The sequence below is a fragment of the Marinobacter sp. genome, assembly GCF_048259445.1.
GTDB lineage: Bacteria > Pseudomonadota > Gammaproteobacteria > Pseudomonadales > Oleiphilaceae > Marinobacter.
Genome location: NZ_JBLXHQ010000018.1, coordinates 48,198 through 68,763, shown reverse-complemented (window position 1 = coordinate 68,763; position 20,566 = coordinate 48,198). Strand labels below are relative to the sequence as shown.

The window sequence follows — 20,566 nt, the reverse complement described above, 5'->3', positions numbered from 1 at the left end:
GCTTTTAATAAACCAGATTTTAACTATCAGGAGCACTTTCATGGGCAATCGCCTTTCCAAGATTTACACCCGCACCGGCGACGACGGGTCTACCGGCCTGGCCGATGGTAACCGCATTGCCAAAAGCGCTCAGCGCGTTGAAGCGATGGGTATGGCCGATGAGCTGAATTGTCATATCGGCCTGCTGATTGAAACTCTGGACAGCGACGATGACATGCTGGACTCTTTGCGTCGCATTCAGCATCACCTGTTTGATCTTGGCGGTGAGTTTGCCATTCCTGGCAGTGAAGCAATCAACGATGATCACATCAGCTGGCTGGAGAATCTGCTGGATGAGATGAACGAGCCCTTGCCGCCCTTGAAAAACTTCATCCTGCCCGGCGGCAGCCCGGCCGCAGCCCAATGTCATCTGGCTCGCGCAGTTTGCCGTCGTGCGGAGCGTGTGGTGGTTGCTCTCAGCCACGAGGATTCAATAAACGTGTTGGCACGCCAGTACCTTAACCGTCTATCAGACCTGTTGTTTGTGGCTTCAAGGGTGTTAGCGCGCCGGGAAGGTGCTGAAGAGATTCTTTGGGATCAGAAGAAGTCGGGCCTCTAGCATTCAGAATGCCAGAAAACGACTTTACAGCCCGGCCCGATAGCGCGAAGGCTCCAGAAACACGCGGTGAATACATCCATGTACGCTTGGCTCCGCACAGTTTCTGGAGCCTTCGCGCTACCGGGCCGTCGAGCTGAGGAGTTGTCTTCAGCCCACTCACAGCGGCAACTCGATCTTAAACTTTAAATGCCTCTACAAGCCTTTGCAGGGAAGCCGTCAACTCGGACATTTCCCGGGATGAAGCCAGGGTTTCTTCGGCATTCGACGCAGTGGATGCACCCAGTTCGCCAATATGGGCCACACTGGCATTCACATCTTTAGAAACCGCAGACTGCTCTTCTGCCGCCTGGGCAATCTGGTGGCTCATGTCCACGATGACCGAAATGCCATTGGCAATCCGGCTCAGTGCTTCCGTTACTTCTCCGGATTTCTGGACGGTTGTCTGGGTTACATCGCGGCTATTGGTCATGGCCGCTACAGCATCCTTCACGCCGCTCTGGAGCCGTGAAATCATACCCTCGATTTCTTCAGTGGACTTGTGGGTGCGCTGGGACAAAGAACGCACTTCATCAGCAACCACCGCAAACCCGCGCCCATGCTCGCCCGCCCGGGCCGCTTCGATCGCGGCATTGAGCGCAAGAAGATTGGTCTGCCCCGCTATCGCCTTGATTTCAACCAGTACCTGGCTGATGTTGTCGCTGTCTTCGCTAACACGATTGATCACATCCACCGCACCGGAAATTTCGGTGGCCAACCGGTTGATGGTTTCCACGGTATCCGAAACGACACCGCGGCCGGTTTCTGTATCCTGTTCCGCTGCTGAAGCGCTGTCTGCAACCCGGTGAGCGCTTTCCGTTACCTCATTAACAGCTTCAACCATCTGACTCATGGCTTCATTGATCTGGCCACTCTCCGACATTTGACGCGCTACAGCCTCGCTGTTGGAGGTGGCTGTATCCTTGACTCGCGCGGCCTGTTGGTCAACATCAGAGGTCGTCTGGCCTACAGAACGTATCAGGTCGGCCATTCGATCCGTCATGTTGTTGAATTCACCAGTCAATTCACCGAGTTCGTCGCGGTTATCAAGTGAAATCCGGGTGGTCATATCTCCTGCAGCCACCTTACGTGCTGCTTCACTGAACCGGTTGATTGCCGTGCGCACAGACATGAAAAAGCCAATGTAGAGGTACACAACAATAAGCAGAACCACAACCAGTGCCACCACAATCAGGCGCCGCTGACTGACTTCCTGTTCCAGGCTGGCATTCAGGTTATTTTCTACCACATCAAACGCTGCGGCTTTCAGTTCACCAAAGCCCACCAACTGTCCAGCGATACGGGCGTCGTACTCCTGCCAGGACAGCTCCAGCCGCATAGGCGTAATAATATTCAGATCAAGCAGTTCACGAACGCTCAACAGGCTCTCATCAACCTTCCGAAACGCATCACCCGCGCCGGCCTTCAGTGCGGGAGACGCGTCTGCAGCAAGTGTGAGTGCCGGGGAGAGCAGAGAGCTGCGGTTTGTTAGCCCGTCATAGATCTCATTGAAGGTTTCGCTCAGGGCATAACCAACCTGCCCCTCAACCAACGCGTAAAATCCATAAGAGCGCGCCTGCCCTATCACGCTGCGTGCATCCGGCAGCGTTTGGCGAATGAGCCCGAGAACAAGCAGATTCTCTCTTGATACGCCCTGGCTCAGTCCGGATGTCTCTATAGTGGCAGGAAGAAGTGCCAGAACCTTCTGAACAAACTCCTGATAATACTTGAACTGAGGATCGAAATTGGTCTGGTAGTTGTCATCCGCACGAAGGTTCTGCCAGTCAGCACGGAGCGCCTCAACCTGGTCTGCCCAGGCGCCGGAGGCATCAAATGAGCGTGGCTCTGCGGTCAGGCTTTCGAGAATAGCGGTAATATCTTCGGCTGCTTCATCCGAGCGGGCCATGATGGCGTCTTCATTTTTGGCCACCGCCGGCGCGCGATAATCCCGGTAGTCCATAGAGGCATCTACAAGACGGTCAATCTGACGCAATTGCTTCAGGCCCTCAACACCACCGGTCATTGTCTCAACCGAGCGATTGAGCTCAGTCATCACAAGCCAGGACAACCCACCAATCGGCAACAGGAACAGAACGCTGATAAGACTGAACTTGTACAGCATCGGCAATCGGTTCATCAGTGCTACTGCAGGATTAATGAGTTGCTTCACATCGGCCCTCTCTTTGAAACGTAAACAGCTGAACTCATGTTCTTTTTTTATCGCCCGAACATCCGATAACTTGAGCACGATCTTTTGCCGCTGGAGTTCTCAGACGACCCCTGCAATAACCAGCAACGCCAGTACACAGATCCAGACCAGCATACTCCGGTTCAGCAAGTCCCTGACCGCATTAAGGCTACGCCCTCCAAAACTGGCCCATTCATCCGCATGAACCTGGGAAAACCGCTCCGGATCAAGTGCATATCCGGTTAACGACCCATTGGCGGAGATCATGAGCACATCAGATGTGTTTTTCGTGACACCTCCCATTGCTTGCCTGGCTTCTACCAGCCATCCCGAGAGGTCTCCGGCAATTCCGAACGTTATCGAAAGCAGTCTTGCGGGTATCCAGTTAACCCATTCACAGATCGCTGCATATTTAGGCCTTGCAGCTGCCTGCGGCCACTGCTCTGCAAGAGCCACAAGCCCCCGCACAAAAATTGCCAGGCCAATTCCGCCGACGACATACCAGAATGCAACAAGGAAGAAACGCTGGAAGACTGCCACCATGAGGGCCCGTGTCAGGGAAAGGTGCATAGCCTCGGGTGACACTGCCGCACCACGCTCAGCAGCAGGCAAGCGCTCCTGGATATGATGCCAGGCCGCCTGCATGTCGCCCTTTTGCCAGGCCCCGGTATAGGACTCGATTGACTGCCGCCAGCCAGGCACGCCCATCATCACTACAAGAACAAATATTTCAAGCGGGTAGGCAGCAATCCGCCATCCGTAAGTCCATGAAATATACACGCACAGGGCCGCCAGCAGTGCAGGCAATGCCACCAGAAACAAACCGGCCATAATGCCGGATTCATGGCCGGCTTCAACTTTTCGTCCGCTATGAAACCAGCGCCGCCAGAGCGCATCACCGGAAACAGCATCGAGACTGTCAAGACGTCTTCGCACAAAATAGGCAATCAGAAACACCACAAGAATCATTCAAAATGCTCCCTTTTGAGCCAATTACCCAAGGTGCCTGCCAGACTTGACTACCTGCAGTGAAGCCCGGAAACCTTGCCAGTCGAAAGCCGGCCCCGGATCCGTCTTGCGCCCGGGGGCGATGTCACAGTGGCCGGTAATCCGGTCATTGGTAATCTCCGGCCAGGCTGAGCTGATTACAGCCGAGAGTTCGGCCAAAGAACGGTACTGCTCCGGTGTATAGGGAACATCATCCGCCCCCTCAAGCTCTATTCCAATGGAGAAGTCGTTGCACTCCTCAACGCCCTCGAAACTGGAGCGACCAGCATGCCAGGCCCGTTCCAGCAAACTGACAAACTGCACAACTGCCCCGTCCCTTCTGATCAGCGCGTGAGCCGATACACGCATATCTGAAATGGTTGCAAAATAAGGGTGCTCAGAGGGATTCAGGCAATTCGTGAAAAATTCTTCGATATAACTTCCGCCAAACTGGCCGGGGGGAAGGCTGATGCTGTGGACTACCAGCAGACTTATCGTAGCGCCCTCGGGGCGGGGGCCGTGGTTCGGCGACGGGCACCAGCGGGCAGATGAAAGGCGCCCGGTTTCCCGGAGCGTTTTTATGTCTTCGCCAGAAATGGTCGAATCAGAGTGATCTGAGGCTGAATGGGACAAGATGAATCCATAATTATCAGAGCATTACGTTGTGGCTTGATTGAATCACAAAGCAGGCCCTCTTGCCACGGATCAATCCTTGCGGCTGCTGCGCAGGTTATCGATGATCGATTCCAGCGCCCTGTCGAAGATAAGTCCATCATCCAGCATGGTGACGGCGCCTTTCGCCATGGCGGCAGCCAGTTCCTGACGACGATACTCAGCAACCTTCGCACCACTGCGATTAACAAAGATGTACTTGCCCGTGGCTCTTATAAAGGCAGCCAGCTTACACCGGAGCCTGGTTTCGTCACGGGTGAGCTCAACCCAGGCACCAACACTCAGGCGGTCTGCCTTATCCAGCCATTGCGCAGGGACCTCCTCGCTATCTTCCGGGGCAGGCGCCTCATCGACAGGCTTCGAAAGCACAGGCGGCGCTGCCTCTACCTCGTTTGATTCGGCCAACGGAGCCTCTGGCTCAGGGCGTGCCTCGGGCTGAGTCTGCGGTTCGGCGAAAGATTTGTCTTCGACCACCGAGGTGCCAGGTTGCGATGGCGCAGTAGCCAGGCGCTGAAATACGTCAACATGCGCGAGTTCCAGATCCCGAACCGCCGTATCGGTTGCAAACGGATCCCAGGAAATCTCCTGAAGGGCAACACGAAAATCGTCGACAATGGCCGGAATGGCTCTCAGAAGTTCGCTGCGGGTTGAGTCCTCAACGGGCTGTGGGTCAACACTCCAGACAATGTGCCCGGTCAGTTCACGTGCATCCGCCCAGCGTTCGCCGTCCTCACCTTCGCGCAACACCACCCACTGAAGATACTTTGTCCAGGCTTCGCTCAACATCCGGAAAACAGGCTCCGGAATATCTCTTCCAATAGTAAGATCGTTCACCAGTGATGCTGAGATCTGACATGCTCGCTCCTGACGCGCCCTGCCCTCTTCTGCATCTCGCAGGCGCTGCTCTACCAACTCCCTCCGGCGACGATCAAGATCCGTAAAGTGACTGAAATCTTTAAGGAGTTCGTCAAAAAGCGATACGTTATTTGTAAACTCGCTCAGCACGCGATCAACAACCGACTCTATTTTCTCACGCAGCGGATCGCGCTGACCTGCACGCTTCTCGCTCCAGCCAATCGCTGACAAAGCCAATTCATTCAGTAGCTTGCGAACAGGGTGACCACCCCGATTAAAGAAGTTCTTGTCACTCAATGCAACCTTCAGGACCGGTATCTGCAACCGTCCGATCAGCGCCTTCATCACCGGGTGCAGTTGCCGATCTTCCAGAATAAAATCGAAGAGCATCGACACCAGGTTGATAACATCGTTATCAACCTGGCCGACACTGGATTTCTGGCCATTGGCAGCCTGGAGAATTGACTTCAGCTGATGATCAAGAGAGACGACTTCATCAACCTCCCACTGGCCACAGGAAGCCTGCGCCTCACTGAGACGAGCCACCAGCCGGTCAGTATCGAGATAGGCTTCCCCTCCCACTCCCGACTCAGCCGTCGCGTGGGAATTCCCTCTCTGGTGCAGAAGCGCGCTCAATTCGGAAAATGTTGCATGGGAAACACCACCCTGTATCTGGTCATAACCATAGTTCTGGCGGCTGCTCAGCTCGCTCAGCTCTTCCACCGGCCCATGCCGGACAGAGCTTGCGGGTACCGGTGCTGAGGCCGCCGATCTTGCGCCGGAGGCACCCGCCGCCGAGCGTGCCGGTGCCCGTTTGACGTCTGGCAGTATGCCTTCCGAAACCAGAGTGCGATTAGCCTCCTGATAAAAATCACCAAGCGTGTCTGCCAGCAGGCGGTCAAACAGTTTCAGTACAACAAGTTTTGCGCGGATATCGATGTCGAGATCAGCACAGGCCTCCGCGAGACCGCCACAGATAACTTCCGGGCTGAGCGGCATCTGGTTGTCGGCCAACTCTACTTTGGGAACCAGGTGATTAATCCGCAACGACAAAAGCTGAATTGAGCCCTGATAACGATTTCGAAGCTTGTTGATCAGGTTATCGATAGCCACCTGCTGCTCAAGGTCGGAATGCTCGACAAGGCTCAATGAATCCTGGTCAACTTCATCCAGAGCTCCGCCGGATTGCCGTGGCCGGAACTGGCCGATATCGTTGAATGCCTGACTGACATATTGCAGCACTGAGACAGCCATGGCCTTGCGCCGCAATCTGAGCTCGCGCATGGCATCAAAATAGACAGTCTGGTCTTTATTGGAGCCCGCACGGTCTGCGAGTTCAAACAAGGCATCGTCTGCACGCTCGAAAAAGCGCCCAAGAACATCTTTGAGTGACTGGCCTGAGGTATCCCGAAGACGAACAAGGGCCGGCGGCAGATCAAACCGCGAAAACGGCTTCTGACCAGAAAAACTGACAACCTTGTTATCCTGCTTCATTGAAAAACTCCGGACCAGAATGAGTGAAGCGTCTGGCCATAGGTTTGAAACTATTCTGATTACACATCATACGAGTTAGCCGCGTCACCTTGTGTCAGAAATTGTCACCTTTTGTGTAGACCAGACCCAGGTCACAGTTCCCTCAGAATTTGGCGAAATCACTGGCGGGCGATAGAATCATGACCCCCGAATATTTCAGAACCCTTTAGCCCCTGACACAAGCGGATGCAACACCATGAACTTCACTGAACGCCTACGCCAGTCACGAATCGAGAGCGTCGCTCTGAGCTTGCGCGAGGATATCGGCGACGGCGATATCACGGCCCGCCTTATCCCCATGACAAAACAGGCGTCCGGTCATGTAATTACGCGGGAGCAGGCAACCATAGCGGGGCGCGAGTGGGTCGAGGAGGTATTTCGTCAGGTAGACAGATCGGTATCGTTAGAGTGGCTGGTTCAGGATGGACAGTCCGTTTCTCCGAACCAGGTGCTGTTCCGCATGCAAGGAACTGCCAGAAGCCTGCTGACGGCGGAAAGAGCAGCGCTGAACTGGCTTCAGACCCTTTCCGGAGTGGCAACAAACTGCTCCGGTTATGCGGCACGGGTTGCTCACACCGGCGTGCGCCTTCTGGATACCCGCAAAACCCTGCCCGGATTGCGGCTTGCCCAAAAATACGCCGTGACCTGCGGCGGCTGCCATAACCATCGAATAGGCCTGTGGGACGCCTTCCTCATCAAGGAAAACCACATTGCTGCTTGCGGATCCATCGCTGCCGCTATCGCTGAAGCCCACCGGATTGCTCCGGGCAAACCAGTAGAAGTGGAAACCGAAAACATGACAGAACTGGAGCAGGCACTCAGCGCGGGCGCAGACATCATCATGCTTGATGAATTTTCCATGGATGATTTGCACGCAGCAGTCGCAGTAAACGAAGGGCGGGCAAAACTGGAAGCCTCCGGGGGTATCAACGCAGAAACGCTCGTTCCCATTGCGGAAACCGGCGTCGACTATATTTCAATTGGTGCACTGACCAAGGACGTCAGAGCCGTAGACCTCTCCATGCGCCTCGACTGAATCAATCGACGGACAGCAACCGGTCAAACGCTTCGAGCTCCCGGATCAGGCTTTGGCCGGATTCGGGGCGACCACGAAAGTACTCCTCCGCCATGGGCGCAATGCCTGAAACTGTTGGCAAAGGGTGGGCACTTTCGATAATCAGCTTCATGCGTTCCAGAAACACGAACTGAAGCCATTGAGTAAATGTCAGCGTATCGAGGCAAAACGGCTCTGAGCTAACAAACGCATCCGCGGGCGGGCGCTCCGTCTCCCACATCCCGAGCTGGCGCAAAGCCATCTCGATACTCAGAAGACAATCCGCAACCTGCCCTGTTATGTCACCGGAACCTTTCATAAAAACCTTTTTAATCTGCCAGGGGCTCAAGCTCTACAGTTTCACCATGCAATACCTTATAAAGATCTTCAAACTGGCGGGTGAGCGGGTGTTTCGGAGCCATATGGATAAGCGGCTGACGGCACTGATGGGACTCTTTCATTTTCACCGAGCTGGACAGTCGCACTGGCAGTACCGGCAGGCCTTCCTCTATCAGTTCTTTAACCAGCTGTTTGGGCAGGCTGGCCCGGGGCTGAAACTGGTTGGCAACAATACCTTCCACAACCAGCTCATCGTTATGATCTTCCTGCAAATCGCGGATTTCGTTGAGGATGTTGTAAAGCGCCTGGCGGGAGAAATCATCACAGTCAAACGGAATCAGGCAACGCTGGGCCGCAATAAGCGCCGAGCGGGTATAAAAGTTCAGCGCAGGGGCCGTGTCAATGTAGATAGCATCAAATGATTCACCCAGTTTTTTCAGCGCTTCCCGGAGCTTGTAGATTTTGTGCTTTGCTTCGAGCTTGCGCTCAAGAAAGTCCAGTTCCGGGCTCGACGGCATAACGAAGAGATTCTTGAACGGCGTAGCGTGCACAAATTCCTCGGGGCGCCTGTTGAATACCTTGAACGCAACCGTCTGCTCCAGCATATCGGCAACGGTGTCCTTGAGTTCTCCGGCGGGCTTGCCCAGAAGATAATGGGTCGAGTTACCCTGGGGATCCAGGTCAACCACGAGCGTGCGCTTGCCTCGGGCAGCGCTGATCGCGGCCAGATTGCAGGTAATACTGGACTTCCCTACTCCACCTTTCTGGTTGAATACTACCCGTCTCATGTCGTCTCTCCATCTGGCGCCTTATTCAGCGCCTTATCGTTTGAATGCTGTATCTGTGTTTTGTGGCGGCTGGCTTTGTATCCCTACCACTGCATCACCGTTTTCACGAACGGAATGGTGAGGCGGCGCTGGGCCTGTAATGAATTTTCATCCAGAGTATCGAGAATACCCAATAACTCTCCAAGACGCCTTGGTGCACGTCGCATGATAAAGCCTGCGACATCCTCCGTCATTGTTAGCCCGCGTTGCTCAGCACGTGCCATAAGAATTTTCAGCCGATCATCATCACGGTATATTCCAAGCTGAACAGTAAACCCGTGATGTAAGCGGGAAACCAGATCCGGCAATAGAAAAGGCAAGGCCCCGGGAACTTCGGAGAGGCTTACAACCAGCATATGGCCGCCATCGTGCAGCCTGTTATACAGGTGAAACACGGCTTCTTCCCAGTCTGGCTTTCCCGCCACCCGATCAAGATCATCAAGCGCAACAACATCCATGGCATCCAGCCCGGCAAGTGCTTCCGGCCCAAAAGGCTCCAGCTCGGCAATGCTGATACAGACCGCCGTTTTTCCCCCAGCTTCTGCATGGTGGCAAGCTGCCTGAAGCAGGTGGCTTTTACCGGTATCCGAATCACCGCAGACAACCACCACCGGCAGGCCAGCAGGCTGTCTGAATACCGACAAAAGCCGCAGTGATGCATCCCTGTTACGATCACCATGGAAATTATCAAAGCGTGCATCGTCCCGAAGCCTTACACCAAGGACCAATTGGGAAGGATTCATGATTGCCGGGACCTCCATGCCCGCATACTCCAGACCAATACATAGTGAGAACCGCTGATAATAACCGAGACCGCAACCAGCCAGATTCCAACGTCCAGCCAAAACGGCTGTACTGGCAAACCCGCCAGAATAACAATGATGCCAAGAACCACGAGAACCTGAACCATCGTATTCAATTTACCGGGTATGCTGGGTTCCATATCAAAGCGGCCGATACAGTAGTGGTACAGAAGGGCGCCCCCGACAATCAGAAGGTCCCTGCCGAGCACCAGGGCAAAAAGCCATAGAGGAAGCACGGAGGTGTACGTAAGCACGAGATACGCGGTAATCAGTAAAGCCTTGTCCGCCAGCGGATCTGCCACGGCACCAAACCGTGATCGCCAGTTGAAGCGTCGTGCCAGAAAACCATCAAGGCCATCCGTAATCGACGCCACAGCAAAGATCACCAATGCAATACGGTATTCCTGTAAGAACAATGCCCTGGCGAAAGGTGCAATCATCAGAATACGCGCGAACGTCAATACGTTGGGAATCCACCGCCAGTCATATGACCTCACCGAACCGCCTCCGATGATGGCTTACTGCCCGCCATCATTCCCGATAACCGGCACGGGTTGCCACCGGTAATAGAGAAGCTGATAAAGCGATTCAAACGCCTGCTCTGCCTCTTCTTCATCCACCGGAGACGGCTGGTAGGTAAACCCAGGCTGACCGGACGAGTCAGCAACCTTCTCGACTTCCGGCGCGCCCTCTTGCTGGCCTGATGGGGCCTGCGCCTGAGCCGGCTTTGCCGAGGCATCAGATGCTTGCGCAGGGGTTGGCCGAGCATTCTGCGGTTCACCCTCAACAGGTACAAAACGAGAGTCCAGCGCAATGTACTCTTTGAGCTGATCCAGCTCGCCGGAAAATGAAACCCTGAGCGTTAGCTGCTCGCCTTTAACCCGGGACGCACCGACATTTACAACGGGTGTCAGCCCCTCAAGCACCTTGCTGGCGTTTCCATAGTCAGCAACCGACGTTACGCCGCGCAAAACTATATCAACCCGGGGCAAATCTCCAACTTCGCCGGCCGCAACAGCATAACGGTTGGCATACAGCTCCGCCCAACGATTTACCAGAGCCTCTGCCAGGGCTTCCCGGGTATCCGCACTGACCGATTCTTCACTGCCATTGAGGCTTGCTCCCTCAAACACCCAGCCGGCACGCCATTGGCCGCCGGAGCGGCTCACTCGCACCAGAGCAAGTACGTCGTGCTCGACACCCTCTGAAGCGTTACGCACCCGGCCTGTGAACTGGCCCCAGATATCAGAAAGCAACTCGCGGTTTTCGCTGAACTCCGTTGGCGGCAGCGTTACCGGCAAGCCCCGTTCCCGGGCGGCAAGGGCAAATGCCGAAGACCATACACCACTTTCACCCTGATCTGCCTGGCCGCTGGCATTTCCAGTAACAAGCTGGCGAACACCGCGATCTTCTACAGCCACCCACGCAAGAGTCAGTGGGCGATTGGCGCCCCAGACCGGCGCATCAACGGAAGCCAGGGCCCGATTCACGCCCACAGCGCCGAATGTCATGCTGAGCTGGCTGTTGCCGTTCGCGCCACGAAGTAGCTGATAGGAAAGCAGCAAGGATTCCGCGTTTTCGAGCAGCGCCTGCACTCCGTCCAGCGCAAGCACCTCACGGGTGCCCGAAATACGCACAAAGACCCGGGCCAGGCCATCCGCATATCCCTTGGCCAGATCGCTCTGTCCGGAACCGGATACCGGAACTTCCACAGAATAAAGGCCGGATACCGTCACAGCAGCGGCGGGAGCAGGCATCAAGGCCAGCATGAGCGCACAAAATACGGCAAGCCATATGGCTGGCATCGGCTTAACAACCGGAATCTGGTCTGGTACTGGCATGAAACACCCTGCAGTTCGCATTAATGGCGAACAGGATACACCATGCCCCGAAGCCTGAGTAGCCGACCCGGGTTTCAGAAATGCAATCTTGGGCAACTCAGGGCGCACCACCACACGAATCAGCAGCCGCTTACGGCGATTGCACTTGGAGCCCTACACCGCACCTGCTAAAATCCGCCGCCTGACCCACTGGCCAACGGTTAAGAACACCATGAGCGAACAGAAGCCTTCCCTGACCTACCGCGATGCCGGCGTTGATATTGATGCCGGTAATGAACTTGTCAGCCGTATCAAGGAAACCGCCGCGCGCACGCGGCGCCCCGAGGTTCTGGGAGGTCTTGGCGGTTTTGGCGCCATGGTGGCCATTCCGGCCGGTTACAAGGAACCTGTTCTGATATCGGGTACCGATGGCGTCGGCACCAAGCTGCGCCTGGCAATGCAGCTTGGCAAGCATGACAGCATTGGTATCGACCTCGTGGCCATGTGTGTTAACGACCTTATTGTCGGCGGCGCCGAACCTTTGTTTTTTCTCGACTACTACGCCACTGGCAAACTCAATGTGGATATAGCCGCAAACGTCGTTGCAGGTATTGGACAGGGCTGTGAGCTGGCTGGCTGCTCACTGGTAGGTGGTGAAACCGCAGAAATGCCCGGCATGTATGAAGGCGACGATTACGACCTGGCCGGTTTCTGCGTTGGCATCGCCGAGCGCAGCGAAATCATCGATGGTAGCAAGGTGCAAGCAGGCGATGTGCTGCTCGCCATTGAATCGTCGGGCCCGCACTCCAACGGCTACTCGCTGATCCGGAAGATCCTCGAAGTCAGCAAAGCCGATCTCGATCAGCAAGTCGGTGAGACTACTCTGGCAGGCGCTCTGATGGCGCCTACACGGATCTATGTCAAAAACCTGCTGCAACTGATCCGTGAGGTAGATGTACGCGCGCTCTCTCACATTACCGGTGGTGGCTTACCTGAAAACATTCCCAGAGTTCTGCCAACAGGCATGGTTGCAGCCATAGACACTGAAAGCTGGGAACTACCCCCGGTATTTCAGTGGCTGAAGGATGCTGGCGGCGTAGCCAGCGAGGAAATGTATCGCACGTTTAACTGCGGCATTGGCATGATTGTTTGCGTATCGGAAAGCCAGAAAGACCTGGCTCTGGATACTCTGAAAGCCCTCGGCGAAAAAGCCTGGCAGGTGGGCCTGATTGAACGAGCGGACGACTCCGGAAAAGATGCAGTCGTGCGTTACGCACCGGGTCTGCTCTCAGCATGAAAGCAGACCAACCGACTCTTCCCCGAATTCTGGTTCTGGCCTCGGGTAGCGGAACCAATCTTCAGGCTCTGATAGACGCGAGCCGGGAACGTGATTTTCCCGGCCAGATTGTTGCTTTGGGCTGCAACCAACCCAAAGCTTTTGCGCTGGAACGTGCTGCCCAGGCCAACATCGAGACGTTTGTCGTCAACCACAAGAATTTCGGCTCCCGCGAAGAGTTCGATGCCGCGCTATTGGCTCACATCCTTCGCCATAACCCGGATCTGATCGTACTTGCCGGGTTCATGAGAATCCTGACAACCGATTTCGTTCGGGCCTTTCGTGGCAAGCTGGTGAACATCCATCCCTCGTTACTGCCAAAATACACAGGGCTAAACACTCACCAGAGGGCTCTGGATGCCGGCGACCTCACTCATGGGGTTTCCATACACTTTGTTACCGAAGAGCTCGACGGCGGGCCGGTGATAGCTCAGGCCGAGGTTGCAGTGTCACCCGAGGACACAGCAGAATCGCTCGCAGAAAAAGTGCAGGCCAAAGAGCATTTGCTGTATCCGATTGTGGTGCGCTGGTTCTGTGAAGGCAGGATTCAGCTGGGCGGCGAACAGGTGTTATTCGATGGCCAGGCTTTGGCGGCGCCAATGCGCCTCCCGGACAATTAAACTGCCTTACCAGACTGTCACCCCGCAACGCCCGCTGACCCGCTAGACTTTCAGCATCGGTGAAGGATTGGAGGTCAACCAGATGTATTCAGCACGACAGGCAAAATTTGCCCCCGGAAAAAGCCGGATGATGTTACTGCCGCTCTTGGCGATAGTCGCGCTGCTCTTCGGTACGACTGCAAAAGCCGAAACGAACCCGGAGCTGTTTCCATTTGAAGTAAGTTTTGATGCTGAGCTGGACAAAGGCCTGTCCCTCAATGGCACCGCCAAACGCATCCTGACCTCTCAAAGCAATGATGTCTGGCTATATCGCACTGACGTAAATTCTCTCATTGCTGATATTGATGAATCCCTGATCTTCAAATGGGAAGACGGCCAGGTCATTCCGCTCAGATACCGCTATCGCCTATCGGGATTTCTTATTAAAGACAGGGAACAGTCCATCGATTTTGACTGGAAGAGTGGAATCGCCACAGGAGAGTACCGTGAAAAGCCTTTCCGGATCGAGCTGGCGGAGGGCAACCTCGATCCTCTTGGCTTCCAGCTCCAGTTACACCAGGACATCCGGAGCGGCGAACGGGAAATGGAATACCTGGTTCTGGACCGCGGCAGGGTGGATAGCGAGCGTTTCGCCGTCGTGACTGATGACGCCAGCCGCACTGATGGCAGCCAGTCCTCTTACCTCAAAGCCGAAAAGATTCGTGAAAATTCCCAGCGGGAAACGCTGATGTGGTTTGATCCGGACAACAGATACCTACTGGTTCGCCTGCTCCAGGTCGAACCCGATGGCAGCCGCTACGAACTCAAGCTCAAGGACGTGGACCTGGGAGGTTAAACCTCCCGATCCGCTTCCGCCCAGACAGCCTTGACCTCATCTGCAATAATTCGCAGCCCCTGCGCCACGCGCTCGTCGTCCTGGGAATAGGTTACGCGCAGGCATTCGTGGCGATGTCGCCAATCATCGTCCTCCGGCAGCCCCGGGAAGAAATAATGGCCCGACACCACCAGTACGCCCCGGGCTTTTAACCGCTGGTAAAGCTCAAGACTGGTAATGGGCAAATCCGGAAACCATAGCCACAGAAACATCGCGCCTTCTGGTTTGTGCACGTACCAACGGCAACTGTCCTCGCCCATCGCTTCCCGGAACGCCGCCACTGCCCGCTCCATCTTTCTCTTGTAGAATGGGCAGACGACATCCCGGCTCAGGGACAGAATCTCTCCAGAGCGTACCAGCGGCTCAGCTAGCATGGCGCCGAAACTGCCTGTTGCCAGGTTCATGATGGCATTAATGCCAGACAACGCCTTGATCACCGGCTCGGCAGCAATCACGATGCCTGTTCGGGCGGCCGGCAAGCCAAGCTTGGACAGACTCAGGCACAAAATAATCTGTTCGTTCCAGGTGGGCTTGGCATCCACAAACAGAAGACTTGGAAAAGGTGTACCGTAGGCTCCGTCGACGATCAGCGGCACGTCATGCAAGCGTGCCATCTCTTCCAGCCGAGCCATCTCTTCGTCGGTAACCACATTACCGGTCGGGTTGGTTGGCCGGGACACGCAAATGGCACCGGTCTCTCCGGTTACTTCTACCGCATCAAAATCCACTCGATACTTGAATTCGTGGGCATCGGTGAATGAAATATCCGGCTGCACAGCATGAAACAGTCCCGGCTCGATGCCGGCATCTGCATAGCCGATATACTCAGGTGCCAATGGCAACAGTATGTGCTTGCGCTGGCCTTCACCGTAATCGCCGCCGAACATGTTAAACAGCATGAAGAACGCTGCCTGGCTACCATTGGTGAGCGCAATGTTACCGGGCTTCAGGTCCCAGCCGTATTCGCGACTAAGCAGTTCCGCCAGCGAGGCAATGAACTGCTTTTCACCCTGGGGCGGATCGTAAATACCAACCAGCCGGCGAACGTCGCTTTCACTCCGGCTCATATCTCCAAGAATTTCCTGTACCCGCTTCTGTATCTCAGGGATGTGTCCCGGATTGCCCCCGCCCATCATGATCATGTCGTCGCCAGACGCCATGGCGTTACCCAGGTCATCCATTAACGAGGTTATACCGGCGTCGGCGGTAAATTTGCGACCAAAAGTAGAGAGTTTCATGGGGTTATATCCGTGTGATCAATGGGGCTTCAGTCTCCCAGCGAGATACCGAGGTTGCTGATTCCTTCGTTTGCGGCGTCTTCCCGGAGCTCTGTGATGAAAAGTTCCAGTGGCGTGCGCTGGCGCTTGAGAGCCAGTACCAGGTCGCGCTGGAAGGTTTTGTCTTCTTTCATCAGAGGATGAGAATCCAGCAGGCGCACCAGCTCATCTTCTTCGAGCCCTTCACCTTCAGACAACTCGATAAAGCTCATAACGGTGCCGGTCGCCAGCTGCGATGCTTCTGTGGCCCGGTGCTTCGAGGGGTTCAGTCGATTAAGCAGTGCCTGCTCCAGCAGTTGGCAAAAATCAAACGCCGGGTAGACACCATAAGCGTCATAGGCCTCTACATCTGGAGACAGAGCTTCCAGTTTTGCCAGCAGCTGCGGAATAGCGGTTTCTGTTACGTCTTCCTGGAGCGTGCCCCAGGCAAGATCCAGAATCTGGTGCATTTTGCCGCCGGTTTTCAGCCCTACCGCTTCAGCAAACAGGGCATAATTTGGAAATGAGCGCTCAGCGAGCGCCAGAAGGAAGGCGCATTCACGCCACCCCTGCAGCTGTGAAACAGCTTTGAGAAACTGGTTGGCGTTCATGTTTTTGGGAGGGTCACGCCGGTCTGACCAAAATATTTACCGCCCCGGTCTTTGTAGCTGGTTTCACAAACTTCGTCAGACTCGAAGAATAACATCTGGGCGATACCTTCATTGGCGTAGATTTTAGCCGGGAGGTTGGTTGTGTTGGAAAACTCCAGGGTTACATGGCCTTCCCACTCTGGCTCCAGCGGGGTGACGTTTACGATGATGCCGCAGCGTGCGTAGGTGGATTTGCCCAGACATACGGTGAGTATGCTGCGGGGTATGCGGAAGTATTCCACGGTGCGCGCAAGGGCGAAGGAGTTCGGCGGGATGATGCAGACGTCGCCGGTGAAGTCTACGAAGCTTTTTTCGTCAAAGTTTTTGGGGTCGACGGTGACGGAATGTACGTTGGTGAAGATTTTGAATTCGTTGCTGCAGCGCACGTCATAGCCGTAACTGGAAGTGCCGTAGGAGATGATTCGGCCTTTTTCAGTTTCACGAACCTGTCCGCTTTCGAAAGGTTCGATCATGCGGTGCTGTTCAGACATCCGGCGAATCCACTTATCGGCTTTGATGCTCATGGCGAAGTCTCGTATCCACTGGGAAAATTGGGGCGTAGTTTACCTGTTCGGTTTAGTTCTGTCGAAGCTTCGCTGTGTGGCCTGAGGTCTTTTAACTTCGGGGGCTGCAGTCACGGGAAAGGTGGTTCAAAAACCGCTTCAAGCACATCCCTGTGGGCTTGTCTCCGGCCATCCCTGGCCTCCGACATTTTTGAACCACCTTTCCCGCGCCTGCGATCAAATCAATGAGTTGCCTGCTGCGCCCATGGGTTAACCTAAGTGCGGCCCGCCGCGTAAGCTGAATCTGGCTTAGTGCGACTTTACGGACACGCTTGAGATAGAGCCGCTAAGGTTGCGCTCCCGTGTCGAAAGCTCTGCACCAACCCTGCGCGCAATATCCCGGTAACGGCGGGCAACTTCGGAATCAGGCTCTGCAATCACGGTGGGTTTTCCGCTGTCGGTCTGTTCGCGGATGGTCATGTGCAAGGGCAACTGGCCCAGCAGGGTTGTTTCGTATTCATCGGCAATGCGTTCACCGCCGCCTTCACCGAAGAGGTGTTCTTCGTGGCCGCAGTTGCTGCAGATGTGGACGCTCATGTTTTCCACAACGCCAAGCACAGGGATTTCGACTTTGCGGAACATTTCGATGCCGCGTTTGCCGTCAAGCAGGGCGATGTCCTGGGGGGTGGTGACGATAACGGCGCCGGTGACGGGGACTTTCTGGGCCAGGGTGAGCTGGATGTCGCCGGTGCCCGGCGGCATGTCGACGATGAGGTAATCGAGTTCGTCCCAGAGGGTTTGCTGCAACAGCTGCATCACTGCGCCGCTGACCATGGGGCCGCGCCAGACCATGGGGGTCTTGTCGGTGGTTACGAAGGCCATCGACATTGCCTGGAGACCGCGGGCTTCCATGGGCAGGAAGTATTTTTCTTCCCGCACACCCGGGCGTTTGTTTTCGGGGACACCGAGCATCATGCCGATGCTGGGCCCGTAGATGTCGGCGTCGAGCATGCCCACCCGGGCACCTTCTGCCTGTAACGCCAGGGCGAGATTAACGGCGGTGGTGGATTTGCCTACGCCGCCTTTGCCGGAGGCAACGGCTATGATGTTTTTGACGCCGGGAACGGACGGCAGGTCTTTCTGGACTTTGTAGGAATGGATTTTCTGGGCCACATGCACATCAGCGGACTTGACTCCGTCAACGTTTTCGAGCGCATTGGCAACCAACTGTTTCAGGCCGCCTGCGATGCCTTTTGACGGATACGGCAACTCAATCATCAGTATTACATGGCCGGCTTCGTCAGCCACAAGGGATTTTACGGCACCCAGGTCGTAAAGGTCCTTTTGCAGGTATGGGTCTCGGTATTCACGAACGGCCGCCTGCAGGGCCTGCTCTGAAATCTGTGTCATCTGGCTCTCCGTAATAGATTCATGCGGGTTTTCAGCATGAAAACAGGTGTTTCGGGTGAAAATTATCTGTTCAAAAGGTATCATCTGGGCCCGTTTCTGACCATACAACCCTTATCTGATGAAAGGTTCGGACAACACCATGACGCAAGCGAGTTCAAAGCAACAGCGCGATATTCTGGTTACCAGCGCCCTGCCCTATGCCAATGGCCCCATTCACCTGGGTCATCTGCTGGAATACATCCAGACAGATATCTGGGTGCGCTATCAGAACATGCGAGGCCAGAACTGCTACTACGTTTGCGCTGACGATGCCCATGGCACCGCCATTATGCTTCGTGCCGAGCGGGAGGGTATTACACCCGAGCAGTTGATCGACCGGATTCGTGAGGAGCACCAGCAGGATTTCAGCGGGTTTCACATCCGCTTTGATAACTACTACACCACCCATTCGGAAGAGAATCGCTATTTTTCCGAATACATCTACCGTCAGTTGCTGAAAAACGGGAAGATCGCGACCCGTATGATTACCCAATTCTTTGATCCCGAGAAGAACATGTTTCTTGCGGACCGGTTTATCAAAGGCACTTGCCCGAAGTGTAAAACCGACGATCAGTATGGCGACAATTGTGAGGCCTGTGGTGCAACATACACACCTGCCGAGCTGATCAATCCGCGCTCTGCTGTCTCCGGCGCCACGCCGATTGAGAAGGAGTCAGAGCACTACTTTTTCAAACTGCCGGAATTTACGGACTTCCTGACCAATTGGACGCGCAGCGGTGCGCTGCAGCCACAGGTAGCCAACAAACTGGCTGAGTGGCTCGACGCGGGCCTTCAGGAATGGGACATCAGCCGTGATGCGCCCTATTTCGGCTTTGAAATCCCCGATGCGCCCGGCAAGTTTTTCTATGTCTGGCTGGACGCACCCATTGGTTACCTGGCGAGCTTCAAAAACCTGTGTAATCGGGAAGATATTGATTTCGAGCACTTCTGGAAGGCAGATTCCCCCGCCGAGGTTTATCACTTTATCGGTAAGGACATTATTAACTTCCACGCGCTGTTCTGGCCCGCGATGCTGCACGAGGCGGGTTTCCGCACACCAACAGCAGTCTGGGCCCACGGGTTCGTAACGGTCAATGGCAAAAAGATGTCCAAGTCCCGGGGCACCTTCATCATGGCCCGTACCTATCTGGATCATCTGAATCCGGAATATCTGCGTTATTACTTTGCCGCCAAGCTTACCGGTGGCGTGGACGATATGGATCTGAACCTGGAAGACTTTGCGGCCAGAGTGAACTCGGATCTGGTGGGCAAGGTGGTCAACATTGCCAGTCGCAGTGCCGGTTTTATCACCAAGCGCTTTGATGGAAAGCTTGGCGAGGTGACTGAGCACGACAAACTGAAAGAGTTCATCGAAGCCGGTCAGGAGCTGGAAACTTTCTACGAGGCCCGGGAATTTGGCCGTGCCATGCGCCGCATCATGGAACTGGCAGACATCGCCAATCAGTACGTAAATGATGAGCAGCCCTGGGTCGTTGCCAAGCAGGAAGGTCAGGACGAAAAGCTCCAGGCCATCTGTACCAACGCCCTCAACATGTTCCACTTGTTGATGGCGTATCTCGCCCCGGTGTTGCCGGAAACGGCCAAGGCGTCAGAAGACTTCCTGAACGCGAAGCTGGATTGGAACAACCGCAGTGCGCGACTGGAAAACCACCTCATCAACAAGTTCACGCCTTTGATGAACCGGGTGGACATGGCCCAGATCGAAAAAATGCTGGATGCCTCAAAAGAAGAGATGCCTGCTGCGACTGGCAAACCGGCCGAGCCCGCCCAATCCGAAAAGAGCGAAGCGATTGCCGATGAAATAGAATTTGATGATTTCGCGAAAGTGGATCTTCGAGTCGTTAAAATAGTCAAAGCGGAACCTGTTGAAGGCGCAGACAAGCTTCTTCGCCTGACGCTTGATCTGGGGCATGGCGAGCGAAACGTGTTTGCTGGTATCAAGTCTGCTTACAACCCTGAGGATCTTGAAGGACGCCTCACGGTAATGGTCGCCAACCTCAAGCCCAGAAAAATGAAGTTCGGCATGTCTGAAGGCATGGTTCTGGCAGCGGGCCCGGGTGGCAAGGATATCTTTATCCTGTCTCCGGATTCGGGCGCGACCCCCGGTATGCGGGTGATGTAAACAGCGACCGGGACAGAGCGCAC

Annotated in this window: 19 protein-coding genes; 6 read left to right on the top strand and 13 right to left on the bottom strand. The window is 55.1% G+C overall.

Annotated elements, in window-relative coordinates:
* The first annotated feature begins 40 nt into the window (after positions 1 to 40).
* Positions 41 to 598: a cob(I)yrinic acid a,c-diamide adenosyltransferase gene (locus tag ACN0RL_RS13605; protein WP_417517659.1), complete on the top strand. Its 558-nt coding sequence runs from the start codon at positions 41 to 43 to the stop codon at positions 596 to 598.
* A 175-nt stretch (positions 599 to 773) separates the two neighbouring features.
* On the opposite strand, the gene ACN0RL_RS13600 is transcribed toward ACN0RL_RS13605, so the two are convergent.
* The 4 genes from ACN0RL_RS13600 to ACN0RL_RS13585 form a co-directional block, all read right to left on the bottom strand.
* Positions 774 to 2,804, bottom strand: a complete 2,031-nt coding sequence (locus ACN0RL_RS13600; RefSeq protein ID WP_417517657.1) for a methyl-accepting chemotaxis protein — start codon at positions 2,802 to 2,804, stop codon at positions 774 to 776.
* A 99-nt stretch (positions 2,805 to 2,903) separates the two neighbouring features.
* Positions 2,904 to 3,791 carry a regulatory signaling modulator protein AmpE gene (gene ampE / locus ACN0RL_RS13595; RefSeq protein ID WP_417517655.1) on the bottom strand — a complete coding sequence of 296 codons (888 nt, stop codon included), beginning with the start codon at positions 3,789 to 3,791 and terminating at the stop codon, positions 2,904 to 2,906.
* 24 nt (positions 3,792 to 3,815) lie between these two features.
* Positions 3,816 to 4,442, bottom strand: a complete 627-nt coding sequence (gene ampD / locus ACN0RL_RS13590) for a 1,6-anhydro-N-acetylmuramyl-L-alanine amidase AmpD (RefSeq protein WP_417517653.1) — start codon at positions 4,440 to 4,442, stop codon at positions 3,816 to 3,818.
* Between the two features lie 72 nt (positions 4,443 to 4,514).
* Positions 4,515 to 6,830 (bottom strand): DUF1631 domain-containing protein, encoded by a 2,316-nt coding sequence (locus ACN0RL_RS13585; protein WP_417517651.1) that lies wholly within the window; start codon positions 6,828 to 6,830, stop codon positions 4,515 to 4,517.
* A gap of 235 nt (positions 6,831 to 7,065) precedes the next feature.
* On the opposite strand from ACN0RL_RS13585, the gene nadC reads away from it, so the two are divergent.
* The gene (nadC, locus tag ACN0RL_RS13580) at positions 7,066 to 7,905 is read left to right on the top strand and encodes a carboxylating nicotinate-nucleotide diphosphorylase (protein ID WP_417517649.1); all 840 of its coding nucleotides are present in this window, start codon (positions 7,066 to 7,068) and stop codon (positions 7,903 to 7,905) included.
* Position 7,906: 1 nt separating this feature from the next.
* Here nadC and ACN0RL_RS13575 read toward each other — a convergent pair whose 3' ends face one another.
* From ACN0RL_RS13575 to ACN0RL_RS13555, 5 genes are all read right to left on the bottom strand, one after another.
* Complete coding sequence (locus ACN0RL_RS13575) at positions 7,907 to 8,242, bottom strand: YqcC family protein (RefSeq protein ID WP_417517647.1); 336 nt, start codon at positions 8,240 to 8,242, stop codon at positions 7,907 to 7,909.
* A 10-nt stretch (positions 8,243 to 8,252) separates the two neighbouring features.
* Positions 8,253 to 9,050: a ParA family protein gene (locus ACN0RL_RS13570; RefSeq protein WP_417517645.1), complete on the bottom strand. Its 798-nt coding sequence runs from the start codon at positions 9,048 to 9,050 to the stop codon at positions 8,253 to 8,255.
* 83 nt (positions 9,051 to 9,133) lie between these two features.
* Positions 9,134 to 9,832, bottom strand: coding sequence for a DnaA regulatory inactivator Hda (gene hda / locus ACN0RL_RS13565; protein WP_417517643.1), 699 nt, complete (start codon positions 9,830 to 9,832; stop codon positions 9,134 to 9,136).
* Complete coding sequence (locus ACN0RL_RS13560) at positions 9,829 to 10,389, bottom strand: CDP-alcohol phosphatidyltransferase family protein (protein ID WP_417517641.1); 561 nt, start codon at positions 10,387 to 10,389, stop codon at positions 9,829 to 9,831. Before ACN0RL_RS13560 ends, hda begins: the two co-directional genes overlap by 4 nt.
* 21 nt (positions 10,390 to 10,410) lie before the next feature.
* The gene (locus ACN0RL_RS13555) at positions 10,411 to 11,733 is read right to left on the bottom strand and encodes a DUF2066 domain-containing protein (protein ID WP_417517639.1); all 1,323 of its coding nucleotides are present in this window, start codon (positions 11,731 to 11,733) and stop codon (positions 10,411 to 10,413) included.
* A gap of 211 nt (positions 11,734 to 11,944) precedes the next feature.
* Here ACN0RL_RS13555 and purM point away from each other — a divergent pair, with 211 nt between their 5' ends.
* The 3 genes from purM to ACN0RL_RS13540 all read left to right on the top strand — a co-directional run bounded on the left by purM (position 11,945) and on the right by ACN0RL_RS13540 (position 14,503).
* Complete coding sequence (gene purM / locus ACN0RL_RS13550) at positions 11,945 to 13,009, top strand: phosphoribosylformylglycinamidine cyclo-ligase (protein WP_417517708.1); 1,065 nt, start codon at positions 11,945 to 11,947, stop codon at positions 13,007 to 13,009.
* A complete protein-coding gene (gene purN / locus ACN0RL_RS13545) occupies positions 13,006 to 13,668 on the top strand; it encodes a phosphoribosylglycinamide formyltransferase (RefSeq protein WP_417517637.1) in 663 nt (220 codons plus the stop codon). The genes purM and purN overlap by 4 nt, the downstream gene beginning before the upstream one ends.
* A gap of 127 nt (positions 13,669 to 13,795) precedes the next feature.
* Positions 13,796 to 14,503, top strand: a complete 708-nt coding sequence (locus ACN0RL_RS13540) for a DUF3108 domain-containing protein (RefSeq protein WP_417517635.1) — start codon at positions 13,796 to 13,798, stop codon at positions 14,501 to 14,503.
* On the opposite strand, the gene ACN0RL_RS13535 is transcribed toward ACN0RL_RS13540, so the two are convergent.
* The 4 genes from ACN0RL_RS13535 to apbC all read right to left on the bottom strand — a co-directional run bounded on the left by ACN0RL_RS13535 (position 14,500) and on the right by apbC (position 18,361).
* Positions 14,500 to 15,780: a valine--pyruvate transaminase gene (locus tag ACN0RL_RS13535; protein WP_417517633.1), complete on the bottom strand. Its 1,281-nt coding sequence runs from the start codon at positions 15,778 to 15,780 to the stop codon at positions 14,500 to 14,502. The genes ACN0RL_RS13540 and ACN0RL_RS13535 overlap by 4 nt on opposite strands.
* Positions 15,781 to 15,809: 29 nt before the next feature.
* Complete coding sequence (locus ACN0RL_RS13530; RefSeq protein WP_417517632.1) at positions 15,810 to 16,409, bottom strand: YjaG family protein; 600 nt, start codon at positions 16,407 to 16,409, stop codon at positions 15,810 to 15,812.
* Positions 16,406 to 16,972 carry a dCTP deaminase gene (dcd, locus tag ACN0RL_RS13525; protein WP_417517630.1) on the bottom strand — a complete coding sequence of 189 codons (567 nt, stop codon included), beginning with the start codon at positions 16,970 to 16,972 and terminating at the stop codon, positions 16,406 to 16,408. The genes ACN0RL_RS13530 and dcd overlap by 4 nt, the downstream gene beginning before the upstream one ends.
* A 288-nt stretch (positions 16,973 to 17,260) precedes the next feature.
* On the bottom strand, positions 17,261 to 18,361 hold the full coding sequence (gene apbC, locus ACN0RL_RS13520; RefSeq protein WP_417517628.1) for an iron-sulfur cluster carrier protein ApbC: 1,101 nt from the start codon (positions 18,359 to 18,361) through the stop codon (positions 17,261 to 17,263).
* Positions 18,362 to 18,500: 139 nt separating this feature from the next.
* Here apbC and metG point away from each other — a divergent pair, with 139 nt between their 5' ends.
* Positions 18,501 to 20,543: a methionine--tRNA ligase gene (gene metG, locus ACN0RL_RS13515; RefSeq protein WP_417517626.1), complete on the top strand. Its 2,043-nt coding sequence runs from the start codon at positions 18,501 to 18,503 to the stop codon at positions 20,541 to 20,543.
* Positions 20,544 to 20,566 lie beyond the last annotated feature (23 nt).